We start from the raw sequence: 18,604 nt of genomic DNA, 5'->3' as shown, positions 1-18,604 counted from the left end.
TCCACCTCGTTGTCGTCCGCCCCACAGGTTACGGCGCACTTCGCTAGAGTCGACTCATGCCTGCTAAATCCGAACACGCCGACATCGACGCCGTAGAGCCACTGGCCGACAGCACCGCACGTCAAGCCCGGCGAGTCGTGGCCGCCTACGCCGAGGACGCCGACGAGTGTCGGGTGTTTCTGTCCATGCTGGGGATCAGTCCGCCCAACGCCGAGAAGCACGGGGCGTAAATGCCGGTGTCGGGGGGCCACGCTGCGGATGAAACCGGAGATTCCGATTTCGTCGTGGTGGCCAACCGGCTGCCCATCGACATCGAGATGCTGCCCGACGGGACGACGGCGTGGAAGCGCAGCCCGGGCGGGTTGGTCACCGCGCTGGAGCCGCTGCTGCGTAAACGCCGCGGCGCCTGGGTGGGCTGGTCGGGCAACCTGGACGGCCCCGAGGAGCCGATCGACATCGAGGACCTGCGACTGCATCCGGTCGCCCTGAGCGCCACCGACATCGCCGACTACTACGAAGGCTTCTCCAACGCGACGCTGTGGCCGTTGTATCACGACGTGATCGTCAAACCGATCTACCACCGGCAGTGGTGGGACCGCTACGTCGACGTCAACCGCCGGTTCGCCGAGGCGACGTCCCAGGCCGCCGGGCCGGGGGCGACGGTGTGGGTCCAGGACTATCAGCTGCAGCTGGTGCCCAAGATGCTGCGGACCCTGCGCCCCGACCTGACCATCGGATTCTTCCTGCACATCCCGTTCCCGCCGGTGGAGCTGTTCATGCAGCTGCCGTGGCGCAAGGAGATCGTCGACGGCCTGCTCGGCGCCGACCTGGTCGGCTTCCACCTGGCCGGCGGCGCACAGAATTTCCTGTTCCTGGCGCGCAACCTGACCGGCGCGGCCACCTCGCGGGGCGCGGTCGGGGTGCGCAGCCGGTTCGGCGAGGTGAGAGTGGCGGACCGCACCGTGCGGGTCGGCGCCTTTCCGATCTCGATCGACTCCGGCGAACTCGACCGCAAGGCACGTGAGCGGGGAATCCGGCGGCGCGCCAAGGAGATCCGGGCCGAGCTCGGCCACCCCCGCAAGATCCTGCTCGGGGTGGACCGGCTGGACTACACCAAGGGCATCGACGTCCGGCTCAAGGCGTTCAACGAGTTGCTGGCCGAGGGGCGCGCCAAGCGGGACGACACGGTGCTGGTGCAGCTGGCGACGCCCAGCCGGGAACGGGTGGAGAGCTACCAGATCCTGCGCGACGACATCGAACGGCAGGTCGGCCACATCAACGGCGAGTACAGCGAAGTCGGCCACCCGGTGGTGCACTACCTGCACCGCCCGGTCCCCCGCGACGAGCTGATCGCATTCTTCGTGGCCAGTGACGTCATGCTGGTCACTCCGCTGCGCGACGGGATGAACCTGGTCGCCAAGGAGTATGTGGCCTGCCGCAACGACTTGGGCGGCGCGCTGGTGTTGAGTGAATTCACCGGCGCCGCAGCGGAATTACGGCAGGCCTACCTGGTCAACCCGCACGACCTGGAGGGCGTCAAGGACGTCATCGAGGCGGCGGTCAACCAGACCGCCGAAGAGGGCCGCCGGCGGATGCGCGCGCTGCGCCGCCAGGTGCTGGCCCACGACGTGGACCGCTGGGCCCGAACCTTCCTGGACGTGCTCGCCGACACCGCGACCTAGCGCGGCCGACGGCTCAGCTGCACAGGTGCTGCGGATTGTCCTGACAGGTCAGCGGGTAGTGGATGACCGGGTTGGGCAGCGGCGAGACGAACGTCAGCGTGAACGGGTGCTTGTCCAGCCCGGGCTGCTGGCCGCAGACGGCATTGTGCGACTGGGTGTAGGTGCCGTGCAGGGAGGTGTCGAACTGGTACATCTCTTCGCTGCCGGCGGTGCGGCCGTCCGGGCATTTCTTGCCGGCCAGCAGCGGCGTGTGGTAGGACCATAGGCCGTTGGACAGCCGGTAGGCGCCGGCCTGCCCCGGAATACCGTCGCTTTCGACCTGCAGCTTGCAACCGACCGCCAGGTGCAGCGGCACCCGCCCGTCGCCCACTGTCGGGACGCACAGCGGGTAGATCTTCCACGTCGCCGTGGTACCGGCCCCGTTGTAGGTGTAGACGCCCTCCAGCGTGCCTTCCGGCGCCGCGTCGTCATCCGCGCCGGCTTCCACAGCCAGCCCGGCACCGGCCGCCATCGCAATGGCGAACGCCACCAGACCGCGAACGAGTCTCCTCATGGCGCCCATCCTCTCAACTAGATCGGCCTCTCAGCTAGATCGGCGCGATATTGCTGATCAGCCACTTGCTGTCGACCTTGCGGTAATCGACCCGCAGGCGACTGCCCTCGTAGTACTTCTCCTTGGACTTGCCCGTGACGGTGCGGTTGACGAAGACCAGCACGGAACCGGTGGTCCGCTTTGCGTCCAGGGCGCCGACGCCGACGACGTCGACCTGGTTCACCAGCTGCTTCTCGCGGGCCTGCGGGATGATGTCGTTGACGGCCCGGGCTTCGAACTCGCGCCGGTACTCGCCGGTGAACATCGGGTAGGTCTCGGTCAGGCTGCGTTCCACGGTCTTGTATTCGTAGCCGAGCACTTTGGGAATCTCGTCGACGGTCAGCGCGGCCAGCTCGGTGCGGGCCAGCTGTTCCCCGCGCGACTCGACCCGGCTCCAGTACAGCGATCCGGCCGTGACGCCCAGACCGACGAACACGCCGAGAAGGACCACCAGGGCCGCAAGCCCAGACCACCGACGGTTCATCGGCTGCCGTCCGGCCACTTGAGGTCGTAAGCGGTCATATTGCCGGCGTCGTCCTCGTGCACGATGATCCGCAGTGCGTAGGGCTGCGACGGCTTGTTGACCCCGTCGACGTCGGTGGCGGTCGCGCGCATCGCCACCAGCACCGAGGCGTTGCCGGCGACCTCGTCCAGGTTCTCCAGGGCCGCGGCGTTCACCACGGCCTCGGAGCTGTGCTTGGTCTCGCGCAGCAGCGCCTTGAGGTTCTCCGCGTTGCCGGCCATGGTGTCGCGCAGCGGGCCGCTGGTGCCCGCCACGAAGAGGTCCACCTGGTCGTTGACGGTATCGGGTGTGTAGGTGTACATGTTCAGCACGGTCTGCACCGCGGTGTCGACGAAGCGCTGGTCACGACCATCGGCCGCGGTCGCGTGCCGGTGCTGCACCAGCAGTGCGGCGACCAGCGCGCCCAACAGCATGCTCGCCGCCAGGGCGGCGGCGCCCGCCACCACGGCGGCCTGCCGCGCATTGGCACGACGACGCGGCGGTGGGCCGGTCGGCCGGGCCGCCCGCACGGCGGCCCGACTGGGCACCGGCACCGCCGTCGTAGCAGCGTCGGCGACATCACCGGCCGGGCCGGCCGCCCGCGAAGCCCGGCGACGAGCCCGGGTCTCCTCCGGATCGGTCACGTCTGCCTCGGCTCGAGCATCAGGTCGGCCCAGTTCTCTGCGGGCAGCCAATTATCGGCCCCGGAGACGAACACTCCGGTGCTGCCCGCCGGGTCGACGAACTTCCCGGTGCGTTTGTCATAACTGCTGTAGGCGACCCCGTTGGCCTGCGCCCCCGCAGGCAGCGGTCCCGGTGCCGGTCCCGGCGCCGGTTCCCGGTTATAGGGCGGCAGGCCGCCGTTGCCGCCGGGGTTGGTCGGCAGGTTCTGGTCCGGCGGGGCGTAGAACGGCCACGGTGCCGGGGCCGGCCCGAGATCGCTCGGCGGGAACGGCAGCGGGTACGGCGGGACGGGCGCCGGGCCAGGGCCCGCGGGCACCCCCGGCGGCAGCGCCACCACCGGTGGGCCAGGGTCATAGTCCTGCCCCGGCGGGATGTAGGGGAACTTGTTCATCGGCTGGTTCATCCGCGGGTCGGTGATCGGGGTGTCGTACGGAACCGGCGGGCCACGCCAGGCGTTGCTGCCGACCGGGACGAAGCCCTTCGGATCCCGGCAGAGCTGAATCGTCGGCGCCCGTTTACCCGGGTACTCCATACAGGGGTAGTTGCGGGCGCCCCGGACCGCGGTCGCATCATTTTGCGCCGCTTTGCAGTACAGGCCCTTGGGTAGTTCACGCACCGTCTCATCGGCCGGCGAGCGCATCTCGGTGAACGGCAGAAAGCCGACCGTGCACGGCGGCGGGTCGTGCATGTCGATCTTGAAATCGAGCTTGACGCCCTCTTCCATCGGCACTCCACCGGCGACGGTCACCAGCGCAGCCATCAGCGCGGGGAACACCACCAGCGCCTGTTCGATCGAGTTGCGGTAGATCACCCCGACCCGTCCGAAATTGGCGATGCTGGCCGCCAGTGTCGGAAACGATGCCCGGATCCCGCTGAACGTGGTGTTGGCCTCGTCGGCGACACTGGGCAGGATCTGCAGCACCTCGCGCAGTTGCGGGTCGGCGTTGCGCACCTCGGTGGTGACCGCCGCCAACGACCGGGAGAGCTTTTTGATGTCGTCGCCGCTGCGGATCTGGGCGTTCAGGAACGGCTCGAACTGGTCGATCAACCCCGCGGTCGCCTCGAAGTTGGCGTTGGCCTCGTCGACCAACTGCCGCGACGACGCGATCATCCGGGCCAGCTCCTGGCCCGAACCGTTGAACCCGTCGAACGCGCTGCGCAGCAGATCCCGCAGGCGGCTGTTGGCGACGCTGTTGACCAGCGACTGCGCCTGGTCGAGCATCCCGGCGATGTCCTGGCCGATCGCGGTGCGGTCCTGGCCGATGTGCGCGCCGTTGCGCAGCGTCCCGGCGGCGGCGACGCCGGCGGGAGGAACAAGGTCGATGTACTGCTCACCGATCGCGGACATGCTCTTGACGGTGGCGGTGACGTTGCCCGGGACCTTGGTGCCGCTGTTGAGCCGCATCTGCGCGTCGACCCCGTGGTCGGTGAGTTGCACGTCTTGGACCCGGCCCACCGTCACGCCGCGGTAGGTGACGTTGGCGCTCTTGTAGATTCCGCCGCCGCCGATGAAATCGGCGCTCACCTGATAGGTGCCGATACCCAGCCGGCTCGGCGCATGCAGGTACAGGATCGAGATCGCACCGACAGCCAGCACGGTGACCACGGCGAAGATCCCGAGCTGGATTCGGACGAGGCGGGTCAGCATCGCAGGTCATTCCTCATAGTGGACAGCCGTACCGGGCGGGATCTTGAACGGGTCGGCCGCCTGCCCGGACAGGTTGGCCATCTGTCCGATCAAGAAGTCGGGTGGGTTGAGCACATCATGCATGTGCGGCATGTTCGGGTCGAAGGCTCCGGTGGTGAACACCGACTCGCCGAACCGCCGCAGCGTCATGTCGAACGTGACGTAGACGTTGAGGAAGTCGCCGCGCACCGCGTTGCGCAGGTACATCGACGGGAACGGGAAGGTGGGGATGAACGGGAACGCCGTCACCAGCTCGTTGGCGTTGTCGGCGAAGGCCTTGATGACCGGATACAGGTCCTTGATGTCGGCGGCGAAGTCCTCTTTGGTCTCGGTCATGATCCGCGACCCGACCGTCGCCAACTTCTGCAGTGCCCCGAATGCGTCGACGATGTTGGCGCGGTTGTCGTTGAGCACCTGCAGCGCGGCCGGCATGGTCTCCAGCGCCCGCGACAGGCTGGGGGCGCTGCGGGCCAGTGTCACCCCGATCCGGTTCAGGCCGTCGGCAGCGGCGATGATGTCGTGAGCCTGGCGGTCCAGCGACGCGGTGAGCTCGGCCAGCCGGGGCAGTAGCCCGGCGAAGGTGCCGGCCCGCCCGGCGACCGCCGCGTACGCCTCGTCGGTGATGTCCTGCAGCGCACCGAGATTGCCCTGGTTCACCACCACACCCAGCGACGACAGCACTTCTTCGGTACTGGGGTAGCGCCCGGTCCGGCTGAGCGGGATCTGATCGCCGGGCGCGAGTCTGCCGACCGCGGGTTCGTCATGCGGTTCGGAGAGCTCGATGTGTTGGGAACCCAGCAGCGAGGTCTGGGCGACCTTCGCGGTGGCGTTGGCCGGCAGTGCGACGTTGCCGTCCAGCGACAGTTGGACGGCCGCGTAGAAGCTCCCGTCCGGTTGCTGCACGGCCCGGAGGCCGGAGACGCTGCCCACGGTGACGTCGTCGACCATCACCGGCGAGTTCTGCGGCAGCGTCGTCACGTCCGGCAGTTGCACGGTGATGTTGTAGGACCCCCGGCCGTGGCCCGCGGTGCCCGGCATGTTCAGCGAGTTCAGCCCACCGAACTGGCAGCCGGACAGCACCAGCGCTCCGGCTCCCAGAGCCGCGCTGCGCCGCCCGGCCCGCCGGAGGACGCGGGCAACAGACTTCACGCTCATCCGCCCTCCCGTGGTGCGCCGGCCCCGGGTTGCTGCGGCCCGGTCGGGCCGGGCGCCTGGCCCAGCTGCCCCGGCGCCGGCGGCGGCAGGAACAGCTTGGCGACGTCGTCGGTGCTCGGCGGCGTCACACCCGGTGCCGGCATCCACTTCAGGTAGGGCACCGGCGTCTGCGCCTTGGCCTCGGTCGCCGGGGTGTCGTAAATGATCTGTCCCTTGTACGCGGTGATCGAGTTGATCGGGTGGAACAGGAACGGCAGGAAGTTCATCGACCAGCGGCGCATGACCGGTCCCATCCGCTCCTTGCAGATCTCGGCCCGCTTGAAGTTGTCCGGCACCGAACCGATGTCGAAGACGCCGCCGCAGATGAACTGCACCGGGTTGGCGAAGTCGGGCAGCGAGAGCAGGCCGCTCAAGGTGCCCTGCGCGGGGTTGTAGATCTGGTAGAAGTTGACCAGGCCGTGCGGGGTGATGTGCAGCACCTGCTCGAAGTTCTCGCTCTGGTCGCTGAGCACCTTGGTGAACTCCGACAGCTTGTTGACCTGGGCTATCAACGCATCGTTGTTGTCGTGCAGGAAGCCGCGCACGTCGCGCAGCGCCTGGTTCAGGGTGCCCAGCGTGACGTCCAGATCGGCCGAACTGTCGGCCAATACCGCCGACACCGCCGCGACATGGTCGGTGAACTGCACCATCTGTTCGTTGCTTCCCGACAGCGCGTCGACCAGTACCTGCAGGTTCTTGACCGTGCCGAACAGGTCGGTGCGCGAGTCGCCGAGCCGGCCCGCCGTCGCCGACAGCTCCCGCAGTGCACTGCGGAACGAGTCGCCGTTGCCGTCGAAGGTGTCCGCGGCCTGATTGACGAATGCGCTCACCGCGCCGTTGAGCTTGCCCGGCCCGGGGGCCAGTTGTGCACTGAGCTGGGTGAGCTCCTGCTTGACCTCGTCCCACTCGACCGGCACCGCGGTGCGGTCTTCGTCGAGCACCGCGCCGGCCGCCAGCCGTTCGCCGCCGGTGTAGGCCGGAGCCAGCTGAATAACCCGCGCCGACACGATATTCGGCGCCATCATCACCGCGTGCACATCGGCCGGCAACGGCACGTCGTTGTTCACCGTCATGGTGATCTTGACGTTCTCTGCGCGCGGTTCGATGGACTCGATCCGGCCGACCGGAACCCCGACCACCCGGACGTCATCACCCGGGTACAGGCCCACCGCCGAGGCGAAGTAACCGGTGATCCGGTAGCCGCGCTGCGCCGGCAGCACCACGTACACGCCGGCGACCAGTAGCGCGACCAGCGCCCCGGCGAGGACAATGCGTGAAAGGCGGTGCGTCATGGCGACTTCGGCTTAATCACAGTGCGCTCCGAGATCATTCCACGCAGATAGTCGGCCAGGCTGTCCGGGATCTTGCCGGGCTGGAAGTAGATGTCGAGCAGCACCTCGGACAGGGTGGGCGGCGGCAGGCCGTAGAGGTTGATCTGGAAGCCCGGACCAGAGGCCACCACCTCGCCGAGCGTGGTGGCGTATCCGGGCAACCGGTCAAGCGCACCGGAGATCCGGTCCTTGCGCTCGATCATATTGTCCAGCACCAGGTTGAGCTTCTTGAGGGTCGGACCGATCTCATTCTGGTTGTCGCCGACGAAACCCGAAAGCTGCTGCGACACATCATCGATGCCCGCGATCAGCGCACCGAGCGCCTGCCGGCGCTCGTCCAGCGCACCGAAGAGCTGGTTACCGTCGAGCACCAACCGGTTGACCTGCTCGGCGCGCTGGCTGAGTACACCGGTGACCGACTTGGCGTGGGTCAGCAACTGATCCAGTGCCTCGTCGCGGCGGTTGATACTGCGGGACAGCGCGGCCACCCCGTCCAGCGCCCCGCGCAACTGCGGCGTGGCATCGCGCATCGAATCGGTGAGCACGCCCAGCGCCTCCTCGAACCGTGGCTTGTCCAGGTCGCGGACGTTGCCGCCGAGGTCCTGCAGCGCGTTGTTGAGGGTGTACGGCGCCCGGGTGCGTTCCAACGGAATCACGGTGACCGAACCGGAGCCACCGGGCGTGACCGACAGGGCTTTCTCGCCCAGCACGGTGTCGGTGCGGATCGCGGCTAGCGACTGATCGCCCACCCGGACCTTGCGGTCGACGGTGAAACTCACCTTCGCACTGGCCCCGGCGAGCGCCACCTTGGTCACCTTGCCCACCCGGATACCGGAAACCGTCACGTCGTTGCCCGGCATGACCCCGCCGGCGTCGGCGAAGTAGCCCTGATAGGTCTTGCCCTGCGGCCAGAACGGCAGGCTGGTGTAGCCGAATGACACCAAGATCAGGCAGGCGATCAGTGCGATGCCCAACGTTCCGGTGCGAACCGGATTTACGCCATCAATTCTTGACAGGAGAGCACCTCCCCTTGCTGGTGTCGGTCTGGCCACCCATCGGCAGGATGATGTCGCTACCGGCGGGTCCGTTGAACTTCATCGAGACCGTGCAGTAGTTGATATTGAAGAACGAGCCGTAGGCGCCGAGCGCGTTGAGCCGCAGGTAGTTCTCTTCCAGCGGGTCGATGACCGCGTTGAGTTCGTCTTTGCGCTTGTCCAGCACGGTGGCCAGCGGCCGGGCGTTCTCGATGATGCCCTGCAGCGGGCGGCGGGTGCGGCGCAGCGTGTCGGTGAGGTCGTCCTCGACGGTGGCCAGCGGGCCGATCGCACCGGCGATGGCGTCCTTGCCCTGAGCCAGGCCGGTGATCAGCTGCTGGAGCCGGTCGACGGTCGCGTCGAACTGCTCGCTCTTGTCGTCGACGGTGGTCAGCACCGTGTTGAGGTTGTTGATCACGTCACCGATCAGCTGGTCGCGGGAGGCCAAGGTGGTGGTGAACGAGCTGGTGCTGGCCAGCATCTGGGTCAGTGCGCCGCCCTGGCCCTGCAACAGCTCGATGATCGCGTTGCTGATCTCGTTGATCTTGGTGCCGTCCAAGCCCTTGAGCACCGGGCGCATCCCGCCCAGCAGGGCGTCCAGGTCCAGTGCCGGCTGGGTGTGCTCCCGGGAGATGGTGCCGCCGGGCGGCAGCTTGCGCAAATCGCCGGCCCCGGAGGCGATCTCCAGATACCGGTCGCCGACCAGGTTCTCGTACCGGATCAGCGCGCGGGTCGAGTCGTAGAGCTGGTAGCGCTTGTTGACGTCGAAGGTGACGGCGACGTGGTTGTCCGGCGTCAGCTCGACGCGCTTGACGGTGCCCACCGGGATTCCGGCGATCCGCACGTCCTCGCCGCCCTTGAGCCGCGATGCACTGGCGAAATCGGCGTGGTAGGTGTGGTTGGAGGCGAACCGGAACTCGCCGAACACCACCACCAGGCCGGCCGACACCAGCAGCATGGCGACGGTGAAGATGGCGACCTTGATCAGGGTTCCGCGGGTGTTCATCAGTACTCGTCCCGTTCCGCGTAGGCGCCGTTGAACAGGAACTGCGCGGTGGAGGGGGCGTCGAACTGCACCTCGGTGTTGGGCTGGAACGGGATGTAGGCGCTGTCGGTCACCAGGTACGGAGACCGGAACCAGGAGCCGCCGTACTGCTTGCTGGGGATGTCCGGCAGGCCGCGGCAGTTCGGCCCGCCGGTCGCATTGGCCACCGGCAGGCTCTCCGGATAGGTGTAGGCGGGTGCGCCCGGAAGGAAGTTGGAGTGCACGTACAGGGCAGGTTTGGTGCCGCCCAGCGACGGACCGAACTTCTCCAGCGCCTGCTTGATCCCCTTGAACAGGCAGCCGAACTCCGGAGAGTACTCGGCCAGCAGGTCACCCAGTGCCCGGAACCGCTGGATGCCGGCGATGAAGTCGTCGGCGGCCGGAGCGAAGGTGTCATAGCCGTTGTTGGCCAGCCCGGTGGTCGCCAGCAGCGCCTTGCTCAGGTTGTCGCGCTGATCGACCAGCGTCTTGCTGATGGTCGGGACGTTGTCGAAGATCGTCGCCAGGTCGGGCGCGGCGTCGCCGTAGATATTGCCGACGACCGCGGTCTTGGCGAAGCCCGTCTGGAGTTGCGAGAGCTTGGGATTGAACTTCTCCAGGTAGCCGTTCAGCCCGGACAGCAACCCGCCCAGGTTGTCGCCGTTGCCCCGCAGCCCTTCGGCCAGCGCGCTGATCGTCCCGTTGAGCTGCACCGGGTCGATCTTGTCCAGCAGGTCGGTGAGCTTCTGGAACAGCGTGTTGACCTCAAGCTGCACGTCGGACGCCTGCACGGTCGTCCCGTCGTGCAATGCCTTGCCCGACGGCACCGGCGGCGGGATGAACTCCACCGACTTGGCCCCGAAGACGGTGTTGCTGGCGATGTGTACGGCCGCGTTGGACGGGATGTAGTGCATCGCGGAGCTGTCCATGGCCAGGACGAGTTTGGCCTGATCGCCCTGATACTTGATCGCCTTGACCTTGCCGACCTGGATGCCGCGGTATTTGACCTTGGCGTCCTGCTCCATCACCAGACCGGCGCGCGGCGAGGTGACGGTGACCTTGTCGGTGGAGGTGAAGACAGATATATAGGAAAGGTAGGTGAACAAGGTGGCGGCAAGCAGAATCCCAGCCAAGACTGCCGCGGCAATCCGCACCTGGGTACGACTCGATCCCGTTTGCACCTGTATTCCCTTGCTATCCCGAGAGGTTGAAGTTACCGGACCCGCCGTAAACGGCAAGTGAAACGAACAACGTGATGACCACCACCACGACCAGTGACGTCCGCACCGCCTGACCCACCGCGATACCGACGCCGACCGGACCGCCGGCCGCGTTGTATCCATAGTTGGTGTGCACCAGCATCACCGCGATCGACATGATGATCGCCTGCAGGAACGACCACAGCAGATCGGTCGGGATCAAGAAGGTATCGAAGTAGTGGTCGTAGAGGCCCGGCGACTGCGAGTTGACGAACACCGTGGTGGAGCGGGCCGCGAAGAACGCCGCCAGCACCGACAGGGAGTACAGCGGAATGATCGCGATCAGGCCGGCCACCAACCGGGTGGACACCAGATAGGACACCGCGTGCACCGCCATCGCCTCGACGGCGTCGATCTCTTCGGCGACCCGCATCGCACCGAGCTGGGCGGTGGTGCCGGCGCCGATGGTGGCGGCCAGTGCGATCCCGGCGACCACGGGGGCCACGATCCGCACGTTGAGGAAAGCCGACAGGAAGCCGGTCAAGGCCTCGATGCCGATGTTTCCCAGCGAGGAGAAGCCCTGCACCGCGATCACACCGCCGGAGGCCAAGGTCAAGAAGGTGGCCACCCCGACGGTGCCGCCGATGATCGCCAACGCGCCGGTACCCATGGTGATCTCGGCGATCAGCCGGATCGTCTCCTTGCGGTATTTGGTCACCGCGTTGGGGACATGGCGAATCGAGTCGGCGTAGAACAGTGCCTGCTCGCCGAAGTCGTCGACGGCCTTGGGCACCCAGCGGAACAACCGCCGGAAGCGCAGCGTGGCGTCGTAGCTCATGAGGCGCTCACTTGACCAGCACCCGCACGCTGATCGCGGTCATGACGACGTTGATGACGAACAGGCAGATGAAGGCGTAGACGACGGTCTCGTTGACGGCGTTGCCGACGCCTTGCGGACCGCCCTTGGCGGTCAGCCCGCGGTAACACCCGATGAGCCCGGCGGCCGTGCCGAACAGCAGCGCCTTGACCTCGGCCATCACCAGTTCCCCGAGCCCGGTCAGCACGGTGAGCCCGTTGATGAACGCGCCCGGGTTGACGCCCTGCAGGAAGACGGAGAATACGTAGCCCCCGACCAAGCCGATCGCGCACACCAGCCCGTTGAGCATCAGCGCGACGAACGTCGACGCCAGCGCCCGGGGCACCACCAGCCGCTGGATCGGATCGATGCCGAGCACCCGCATCGCGTCGATCTCTTCGCGGATGGTTCGTGCGCCGAGGTCGGCGCAGATGGCGGTGGCACCGGCACCGGCCACCACCAGCACGGTGACGACCGGTCCGAGCTGGGTGATGGTGCCGAACGCGGTCCCGGCGCCGGACAGGTCGGCAGCGCCGATCTCACGCAGCAGGATGTTGATGGTGAAGGCCACCAGCACGGTGAACGGGATGGCGACCAGCAGGGTCGGCACCAGCGACACGCGGGCGATCATCCAGGTCTGGTCGAGGAACTCCCGGTACTGGAACGGCCGGCGGAACATTGCCCGGAAGGTGTCCAACGACATCTCGACGAAGCCGCCCACGGCCCGGGCCGGAACCGTGAGCTGTTCGATCAAGGCTCGTCCTTCCCTTAAGGTCGGGCAGCCGGGCCGCCGGTGGTCGCAGAACTGTATCCGGCCACGTCATGCGGTCGACGTCATTCGCACGATTCAAACGCAGACCCGCGTGAGCCGGATCATACTAACTAGAACACGTTCGCACTGTCAAAGGGCACTTTTAGCGGAGCAAAATTGGTTATTCATCCTGGTCAGGACGATTGTGACCCACGCCTCGCTGAAACGCGTTCTAATTGTGCCGTAAGCGCGTCCTAGTCCGAGTCCATCAACTCCGAGGCCGAAAAGGTCCGGCCCGGATCGCGGTCGGCGAAGTAATTCGCCAGCGTGTCCGATAGCCCGGCCGGCTCCCAGGCTTTCCCGTCGGCGCTGAACTTGTACTCCACCGTCGGCGCGGCCATCAGCATTACCTCAGGTCCGTAGACCACGAAAACCTGGCCGTTGACTGACGCCGACGCCGGGGACGCCAGGAACCGGACCAAGGTCACCACGTGCTCGGGTGACAGCGGATCGATCTCACCGGTGGCGACTTCCGGGGCCTCGCCGAAGACATCGGCGGTCATGGCGGTGCGGGCTCGCGGGCAGATCGCGTTGGCGCGTACCCCGTAGCGGCTCAGTGCCCGGCTCGCCGAGAGCGTCAGCGCAGTGATCCCCGCCTTGGCCGCGCCGTAGTTGGCTTGGCCGACCGGGCCCATCAGGCCGGCCTCCGAAGAGGTGTTGATGATGCGGCCATAGACGGTTCCGGCTGCGTCATCCTTGGCCTTCTGGCGCCAGTAGGCGGCCGCGTTACGGGTCAGCAGGAAGTGCCCGCGCAGGTGCACCGCGATCACGGCGTCGAAGTCGTCGTCGGACATGTTGAACAACATCCGATCCCGGGTGATCCCGGCGTTGTTGACAACGATGCTCAGTCCGCCGAGACCGTCGGCGGTGCTGACGAGATCGTCGGCGGTGGAACGCTGGCTGATGTCACCGGCGACCGGCACACCCTTGCCGCCGGCCGCGGCGATCGCCTCGATCACGTCGGAGGATTCCAGTGCCGGCGCGATGTCGTTGACCACGACGGTCGCCCCGGAACGGGCCAGCCCGATCGCTTCGGCCCGGCCCAACCCGGCGGCCGCGCCGGTCACGATGGCGACCTTTCCGGACAGATCGATCGCGTTGTCGCTCGCAGTCATGTGTACGCCGCTCCTGTTCAGCGCCGGCGCACCCGTCGTCGCCCGCGGTTATGAATACCTCTAGTCGCCCGTCGGGCCGACGCTAGTCCTCGACCCGGCGCAGTGCGGCCCGCGGGCACTCGGCGATCGCCTGCATGGCGTGGGCTTCGCGATCTGCCGGGATCGGTGCGACCTTGACCTCAGCCTGCTCGTCGTCGTTCAGTTCGAACAGGTCGGGATCGATTCCGACGCAAATCGCGTTGCCCTCGCAACGATCCAGATCCACCTCAACTCGCATGACATCTCCTCGAAAACCCTGCGCCGGCCGGACATTTCCGACCGTCATTGTCGGCTACTGCCACCATACGATCCAACAGCGCCGCCACACGACGAGGCAGGGCCGTTGGACCCCGAGACTAGAACGTGTTACAACGGGCTGTCGAACAGAATCCTATCGTGACACCGATCACCAGCGAAGGACGCACCCGATGCAGATCAGTTACACGCCCGCCCAAGAAGAACTGCGTCGCGAACTGCGGTCCTACTTCACCACCCTGATGACCCCGGAGCGTCGTGAGGCGCTGAGTTCGACACAGGGTGAGTACGGCACCGGCAACGTCTACCGCGAGACGGTCGCCCAGATGGGCCACGACGGCTGGCTGACGCTGAGCTGGCCCAAGGAGTACGGCGGCCAGGCGCGGTCGCCGATGGATCAGCTGATCTTCACCGACGAGGCCTCGATCGCCGGCGCCCCGGTGCCGTTCCTGACCATCAACAGCGTCGCCCCGACGATCATGGCCTTCGGCACCGAAGACCAGAAGCAGTTCTTCCTGCCCAAGATCGCCGCCGGTGAACTGCACTTCGCGATCGGGTACTCCGAGCCGGGCGCCGGCACCGACCTGGCGTCGCTGCGCACCACCGCGATCCGCGACGGCGACGACTACGTGATCAACGGCCAGAAGATGTGGACGTCGCTGATCGCCTACGCCGACTACGTGTGGCTGGCGGCCCGGACGAACCCGGAAGCCAAGAAGCACCGCGGGATCTCAATGCTGATCGTTCCCACCAGCGCCGAGGGTTTCTCCTGGACGCCGGTGCACACCATGGCGGGCCCGGATACCAGCGCCACCTATTACCAGGACGTGCGGGTGCCGGTATCCAGCCTGGTCGGCGAGGAGAACGCGGGGTGGAAGCTGGTGACCAACCAGCTCAACCACGAGCGGGTGGCGTTGGTGTCCGCGCAGCCGATCCTCGTCGCACTGGACGAGGTCCGCGACTGGGCGCAGAACACCAAAGATATCCACGGCAACCGGGTCATCGACTCGCAGTGGGTGCAGCTCAACCTGGCCCGGGTGCTCGCCAAGGCCGAGGTGCTCAAGCTGATCAACTGGGAACTGGCGTCCGCATCCGACGCCGCCCCGTCCCCGGCGGACGCTTCGGCGGCCAAGGTGTTCGGCACCGAACTGGCCACCGAGGCCTACCGGCTGCTGATGGAGGTGCTCGGCACCGCCGCCACCGTGCGCCAGGACTCCCCCGGTGCACTGCTGCGCGGCCGGGTGGAGCGCATGCACCGGGCGTGTTTGATCCTGACGTTCGGCGGCGGCACCAACGAGGTGCAGCGCGACATCATCGGCATGGTGGCCCTGGGCCTCCCCCGCAACCGGTAAAGGATTCGTTATGGACTTCTCCACAACCGAGGCAGCACAAGATCTCTCAGGCTTGGTCGGGACCATCGTCGATGCGGTGTGCACCCCCGAGCACCAGCGCGAGCTGGACGCGTTGGAGCAGCGCTTCGACACCGGGCTGTGGCGCAAGCTCGTCGACGCCGATGTCGTGTCCAGCGCGGCGAGCGAGTCACTGGGTGGCGGCGGGTACGGCGTGCTGGAGCAGGCGGCGATCCTGACCGCGTTGGGACGCCAGCTGGCCGCGGTGCCTTATCTGGCATCGGTGGTGCTGGCGGCCGGGACGCTGGCCAAGTTCGGCTCCGCGGAGCTTCAGCAGGCATGGGGTGCACCGGCTGTGGCCGGCGAGAAGATCCTCACCGCCGCGCTCGACGGCGACATGGGCGAGGGCCCGGTCCGGGCTGCCGGCACCGACTCCGGTTTCCGGCTCACCGGCACCCGCACCCAAGTCGGCTTCGCGCCGGTGGCCGACGCCTTCCTGGTGCCGGCCGAAACCGATTCCGGCACCGGTGTCTTCCTGGTGGCCGCCACCGACCCGGGCGTGACAGTGACCCCGCTGGCCACCACCGGCCTGGGCAGTGTCGGACACCTTGAGCTGTCCGGGACCGAGTTGGAGACCGGCCGCCTCGTCGGCGGTACCGAGGCGCTCGACTACCTGACCAGCCTGACGGCGCTGGGCCACAGCGCCTACCAGTTGGGCGTGCTGGAGCGCGGTCTGGCCCTGACCGCTGAATACGCCCGCGAGCGGGAGCAGTTCGACAAGCCGATCGGCAGCTTCCAGGCTGTGTCGCAACGGCTGGCCGACGGATACATCGATGTCAAGGGCCTGCGACTCACGCTGACCCAGGCGGCCTGGCGGGTCGGCGAAGGGCTGCCCGCGGCCAGTGAGGTGGCCACGGCCGCGTTCTGGGCGGCCGAAGCCGGACATCGGGTGGCGCACAGCATCGTCCACATCCACGGCGGGGTCGGCATCGACACCGACCATCCGATCCACCGTTACTTCCTGGCCGCCAAGCAGACCGAGTTCGCGCTCGGGGGTGCCACCGGGCAGCTGCTGGCGATCGGCCGCGAACTGGCGGAAACGCCGGCGTAGTTGGTTCGGTCGGAGGTTTTAGCGGTTCAGCGCCTCACCGAACGTCACGTTGAACCCGGGCAGGTCCGTCAGGGCGATGGTCGCGTCATAGGTGCGGGCGTAGCCGGTGTGGCTGAGCTTCCAGCCATCGTCGGTCCGGCGGTAGGTGTCGTGATAGAAACCTGCGCCGATCAGCATCAGGTTGACGTCGGGCACGATCACCCGGTCCTGCAGGTACCAGATTCCGGTAGCGGTGTCCGGACCGGTGAGGGTGATCTCGGGGTGGTTCACCCGGTGCTCGGTGATGATGTTGCCGGGCAGCGAGTTCCGCATGAACTCCACCAGCGAGTCGCGGTCGGCGAAGGTCTGCTTTTTGCCCATCGATTGGCCGTAGGCGGCGGTGACGTCGTCGGCCAGGGTGGCGGCGAAGTCGTCCCAGTGCTTGGTGTCCAGGGCGCGCAGGTAGCGGTATTTGACCTGCTTGATGGCCTCGATATCGGCGATGTTTTTCAAGGCTGCTGTGGCGTCGAAGGCCTGGGTATCAGTCACCGCTCTATTGCAGCACTAATCTGATCTCCATGTCAGCACCGGCCCGAATTGACGAACAGTCCACCTTCACAGCACTGCTGGCCGCACTGGCCGAGGTGGACGACCGTGGCGTGTTCTACGAGGACTCCTTCGTCAGCTGGCGAGACCACATCGCGGCGGGCGCCCGGCTGGGCGCCGTGCTGCGCGCCCGTCTCGACCCCGACAAGCCGCCGCACGTCGGTGTGCTGCTGGGCAACACCCCGTTCTTCTCCACCTTGCTGGTGGCAGCCGCACTGACCGGAATCGTGCCGGTGGGTCTGAACCCCACCCGACGCGGGGCAGCGCTGGAGCGCGACGTGGCCCACGCGGACTGCCAGCTGGTATTGGCCGACAACACCGCCGACGCCGGCGTTCCCGGTGCGATCGATGTCGAGTCATCCTCGTGGGCCTCGGAGTTGGCCGGCTACGACGGTGCTGCGGTGAGGTTCCGCGACACCGATCCCGACGATCTGTTCATGCTGATCTTCACCTCGGGCACCAGCGGTGATCCGAAGGCGGTGCGCTGCACGCAGTGGAAGGCGGCCTTCCCCGGGCTGATGCTCTCGCAGCGGTTCGGCCTGGGGCGCTCGGACGTGTGCTACCTGTCGATGCCGCTGTTCCACTCCAACGCGGTGATGGCGGGCTGGTCGGTGGCAGTGGCTGCGGGTGCGTCGATCGCGTTGCGGCGCAAGTTCTCCGCGTCCGGCTTCATTCCCGACGTACGCCGCTTCGGTGCCACCTATGCGAATTACGTCGGCAAGCCGCTGTCGTATGTGCTGGCGACCCCGCCGCAGGCCGACGACGCCGACAACCCGCTTCGGCTGCTGTATGGCAACGAGGGGGCGCCGCGGGACCTGGAGCGGTTCGCGGCTCGGTTCGGCTGCACGGTGGTCGACGCCTTCGGCTCCACCGAGGGCGGGGTCGCTATCAGCCGCACTCCGGATACCCCGGCCGGAGCCCTGGGCCCGCTGGTCGACGGGAACGCGATCGTCGACGTCGACACCGGCGAACAGTGCCCGCCGGGCGTGGTCGGCGAGCTGGTGAATCTGAAGGGGCGTGGCCAATTCCGCGGCTATTACCGCGATCCCGACGCCGAGACGCAGCGGATGGCCGGCGGGATTTACCACTCCGGCGATCTGGCCTACCGCGACGAAGCCGGCTACGCGTACTTTGCCGGTCGGTTGGGGGATTGGATGCGGGTGGACGGCGAGAACCTGGGTACCGCGCCGATCGAGCGGATCCTGCTGCGCCACAATGCTGTTGCAGAGGTGGCGGTGTATCCGATCCCAGACCCGGCGGTGGGCGATCAGGTGATGGCGGCGCTGGTGTTGGCCCGCGGGGCTTCGTTCGACGCGGATGCCTTTCACGCGTTCCTGTCCGAGCAGCCCGACCTCGGGCCTAAGCAGTGGCCGTCCTATGTGCGGGTGGCCGATGAGCTGCCGCGCACTGAGACCTTCAAGGTGCTCAAACGGGTGCTGTCCGCCGAGGGCACCGAATGCGCCGATCCGGTGTTCCGGATCGTTATTCGGTGAGGCCTTCGCGGATCTGCGGGTCGGGAGAAGCTCCTGGTGACGCGGCCCATCTACGAAACCA

The 18,604-nt window shown here is 67.2% G+C and carries 19 protein-coding genes; 5 read left to right on the top strand and 14 right to left on the bottom strand.

Features of this window, described 5'->3' with window-relative positions:
• The first annotated feature begins 56 nt into the window (after positions 1–56).
• Positions 57–230 (top strand): hypothetical protein, encoded by a 174-nt coding sequence (locus ACZYY4_RS00650; RefSeq protein WP_463807483.1) that lies wholly within the window; start codon positions 57–59, stop codon positions 228–230.
• Positions 231–1,682 carry an alpha,alpha-trehalose-phosphate synthase (UDP-forming) gene (locus ACZYY4_RS00645; protein WP_463807482.1) on the top strand — a complete coding sequence of 484 codons (1,452 nt, stop codon included), beginning with the start codon at positions 231–233 and terminating at the stop codon, positions 1,680–1,682.
• Positions 1,683–1,695: 13 nt separating this feature from the next.
• Here the strand turns inward: ACZYY4_RS00645 and ACZYY4_RS00640 are convergent, their stop codons facing one another.
• The 13 genes from ACZYY4_RS00640 to ACZYY4_RS00580 all read right to left on the bottom strand — a co-directional run bounded on the left by ACZYY4_RS00640 (position 1,696) and on the right by ACZYY4_RS00580 (position 13,988).
• Positions 1,696–2,235: a hypothetical protein gene (locus ACZYY4_RS00640; RefSeq protein WP_463807481.1), complete on the bottom strand. Its 540-nt coding sequence runs from the start codon at positions 2,233–2,235 to the stop codon at positions 1,696–1,698.
• Between the two features lie 34 nt (positions 2,236–2,269).
• Positions 2,270–2,758, bottom strand: a complete 489-nt coding sequence (locus ACZYY4_RS00635) for a mammalian cell entry protein (protein ID WP_463807480.1) — start codon at positions 2,756–2,758, stop codon at positions 2,270–2,272.
• Positions 2,755–3,420, bottom strand: a complete 666-nt coding sequence (locus tag ACZYY4_RS00630; RefSeq protein WP_463807479.1) for a mammalian cell entry protein — start codon at positions 3,418–3,420, stop codon at positions 2,755–2,757. The genes ACZYY4_RS00635 and ACZYY4_RS00630 overlap by 4 nt, the downstream gene beginning before the upstream one ends.
• Positions 3,417–5,108 (bottom strand): MCE family protein, encoded by a 1,692-nt coding sequence (locus ACZYY4_RS00625; RefSeq protein ID WP_463807478.1) that lies wholly within the window; start codon positions 5,106–5,108, stop codon positions 3,417–3,419. The genes ACZYY4_RS00630 and ACZYY4_RS00625 overlap by 4 nt, the downstream gene beginning before the upstream one ends.
• Before the next feature lie 6 nt (positions 5,109–5,114).
• Complete coding sequence (locus ACZYY4_RS00620; protein WP_463807477.1) at positions 5,115–6,302, bottom strand: MCE family protein; 1,188 nt, start codon at positions 6,300–6,302, stop codon at positions 5,115–5,117.
• Positions 6,299–7,633, bottom strand: a complete 1,335-nt coding sequence (locus tag ACZYY4_RS00615; RefSeq protein ID WP_463807476.1) for an MCE family protein — start codon at positions 7,631–7,633, stop codon at positions 6,299–6,301. The genes ACZYY4_RS00620 and ACZYY4_RS00615 overlap by 4 nt, the downstream gene beginning before the upstream one ends.
• Complete coding sequence (locus ACZYY4_RS00610) at positions 7,630–8,688, bottom strand: MCE family protein (protein WP_463807937.1); 1,059 nt, start codon at positions 8,686–8,688, stop codon at positions 7,630–7,632. The genes ACZYY4_RS00615 and ACZYY4_RS00610 overlap by 4 nt, the downstream gene beginning before the upstream one ends.
• Positions 8,675–9,712, bottom strand: a complete 1,038-nt coding sequence (locus ACZYY4_RS00605; protein ID WP_463807475.1) for an MCE family protein — start codon at positions 9,710–9,712, stop codon at positions 8,675–8,677. Before ACZYY4_RS00605 ends, ACZYY4_RS00610 begins: the two co-directional genes overlap by 14 nt.
• Positions 9,712–10,884, bottom strand: a complete 1,173-nt coding sequence (locus ACZYY4_RS00600) for an MCE family protein (RefSeq protein ID WP_463807936.1) — start codon at positions 10,882–10,884, stop codon at positions 9,712–9,714. The genes ACZYY4_RS00605 and ACZYY4_RS00600 overlap by 1 nt, the downstream gene beginning before the upstream one ends.
• A gap of 40 nt (positions 10,885–10,924) precedes the next feature.
• Entirely contained in the window at positions 10,925–11,767 is an 843-nt protein-coding gene (locus ACZYY4_RS00595; RefSeq protein WP_463807474.1) for an MlaE family ABC transporter permease, read from the bottom strand.
• Between the two features lie 7 nt (positions 11,768–11,774).
• Positions 11,775–12,539, bottom strand: coding sequence for an MlaE family ABC transporter permease (locus tag ACZYY4_RS00590; RefSeq protein WP_463807473.1), 765 nt, complete (start codon positions 12,537–12,539; stop codon positions 11,775–11,777).
• Positions 12,540–12,790: 251 nt separating this feature from the next.
• A complete protein-coding gene (locus tag ACZYY4_RS00585; protein ID WP_463807472.1) occupies positions 12,791–13,711 on the bottom strand; it encodes a 3-oxoacyl-ACP reductase in 921 nt (306 codons plus the stop codon).
• An 82-nt stretch (positions 13,712–13,793) separates the two neighbouring features.
• Positions 13,794–13,988 (bottom strand): ferredoxin, encoded by a 195-nt coding sequence (locus ACZYY4_RS00580; protein ID WP_463807471.1) that lies wholly within the window; start codon positions 13,986–13,988, stop codon positions 13,794–13,796.
• Positions 13,989–14,178: 190 nt separating this feature from the next.
• On the opposite strand from ACZYY4_RS00580, the gene ACZYY4_RS00575 reads away from it, so the two are divergent.
• Positions 14,179–15,357: an acyl-CoA dehydrogenase family protein gene (locus ACZYY4_RS00575; protein ID WP_463807469.1), complete on the top strand. Its 1,179-nt coding sequence runs from the start codon at positions 14,179–14,181 to the stop codon at positions 15,355–15,357.
• 10 nt (positions 15,358–15,367) lie between these two features.
• Complete coding sequence (locus ACZYY4_RS00570) at positions 15,368–16,465, top strand: acyl-CoA dehydrogenase family protein (protein ID WP_463807468.1); 1,098 nt, start codon at positions 15,368–15,370, stop codon at positions 16,463–16,465.
• Between the two features lie 18 nt (positions 16,466–16,483).
• On the opposite strand, the gene ACZYY4_RS00565 is transcribed toward ACZYY4_RS00570, so the two are convergent.
• Positions 16,484–16,993: a nuclear transport factor 2 family protein gene (locus tag ACZYY4_RS00565; protein ID WP_463807466.1), complete on the bottom strand. Its 510-nt coding sequence runs from the start codon at positions 16,991–16,993 to the stop codon at positions 16,484–16,486.
• 29 nt (positions 16,994–17,022) lie between these two features.
• On the opposite strand from ACZYY4_RS00565, the gene fadD17 reads away from it, so the two are divergent.
• On the top strand, positions 17,023–18,543 hold the full coding sequence (gene fadD17 / locus ACZYY4_RS00560; protein WP_463807465.1) for a long-chain-fatty-acid--CoA ligase FadD17: 1,521 nt from the start codon (positions 17,023–17,025) through the stop codon (positions 18,541–18,543).
• The last annotated feature ends 61 nt before the right edge of the window (positions 18,544–18,604 follow it).

This window comes from Mycobacterium sp. IDUB_21 (genome assembly GCF_055419425.1).
The sequence above is the reverse complement of the archived record's forward strand: the minus strand, read 5'-3'. Positions and strand labels throughout refer to the sequence as shown.

Coding starts and splice junctions, on each gene's coding strand:
- ACZYY4_RS00650 (WP_463807483.1), top strand. CDS start 57: ATGCCTGCTAAATCCGAACACGCCGACATCGACGCCGTAGAGCCACTG.
- ACZYY4_RS00645 (WP_463807482.1), top strand. CDS start 231: ATGCCGGTGTCGGGGGGCCACGCTGCGGATGAAACCGGAGATTCCGAT.
- ACZYY4_RS00640 (WP_463807481.1), bottom strand. CDS start 2,235: ATGAGGAGACTCGTTCGCGGTCTGGTGGCGTTCGCCATTGCGATGGCG.
- ACZYY4_RS00635 (WP_463807480.1), bottom strand. CDS start 2,758: ATGAACCGTCGGTGGTCTGGGCTTGCGGCCCTGGTGGTCCTTCTCGGC.
- ACZYY4_RS00625 (WP_463807478.1), bottom strand. CDS start 5,108: ATGCTGACCCGCCTCGTCCGAATCCAGCTCGGGATCTTCGCCGTGGTC.
- ACZYY4_RS00620 (WP_463807477.1), bottom strand. CDS start 6,302: ATGAGCGTGAAGTCTGTTGCCCGCGTCCTCCGGCGGGCCGGGCGGCGC.
- ACZYY4_RS00615 (WP_463807476.1), bottom strand. CDS start 7,633: ATGACGCACCGCCTTTCACGCATTGTCCTCGCCGGGGCGCTGGTCGCG.
- ACZYY4_RS00605 (WP_463807475.1), bottom strand. CDS start 9,712: ATGAACACCCGCGGAACCCTGATCAAGGTCGCCATCTTCACCGTCGCC.
- ACZYY4_RS00595 (WP_463807474.1), bottom strand. CDS start 11,767: ATGAGCTACGACGCCACGCTGCGCTTCCGGCGGTTGTTCCGCTGGGTG.
- ACZYY4_RS00585 (WP_463807472.1), bottom strand. CDS start 13,711: ATGACTGCGAGCGACAACGCGATCGATCTGTCCGGAAAGGTCGCCATC.
- ACZYY4_RS00580 (WP_463807471.1), bottom strand. CDS start 13,988: ATGCGAGTTGAGGTGGATCTGGATCGTTGCGAGGGCAACGCGATTTGC.
- ACZYY4_RS00575 (WP_463807469.1), top strand. CDS start 14,179: ATGCAGATCAGTTACACGCCCGCCCAAGAAGAACTGCGTCGCGAACTG.
- ACZYY4_RS00570 (WP_463807468.1), top strand. CDS start 15,368: ATGGACTTCTCCACAACCGAGGCAGCACAAGATCTCTCAGGCTTGGTC.
- fadD17 (WP_463807465.1), top strand. CDS start 17,023: ATGTCAGCACCGGCCCGAATTGACGAACAGTCCACCTTCACAGCACTG.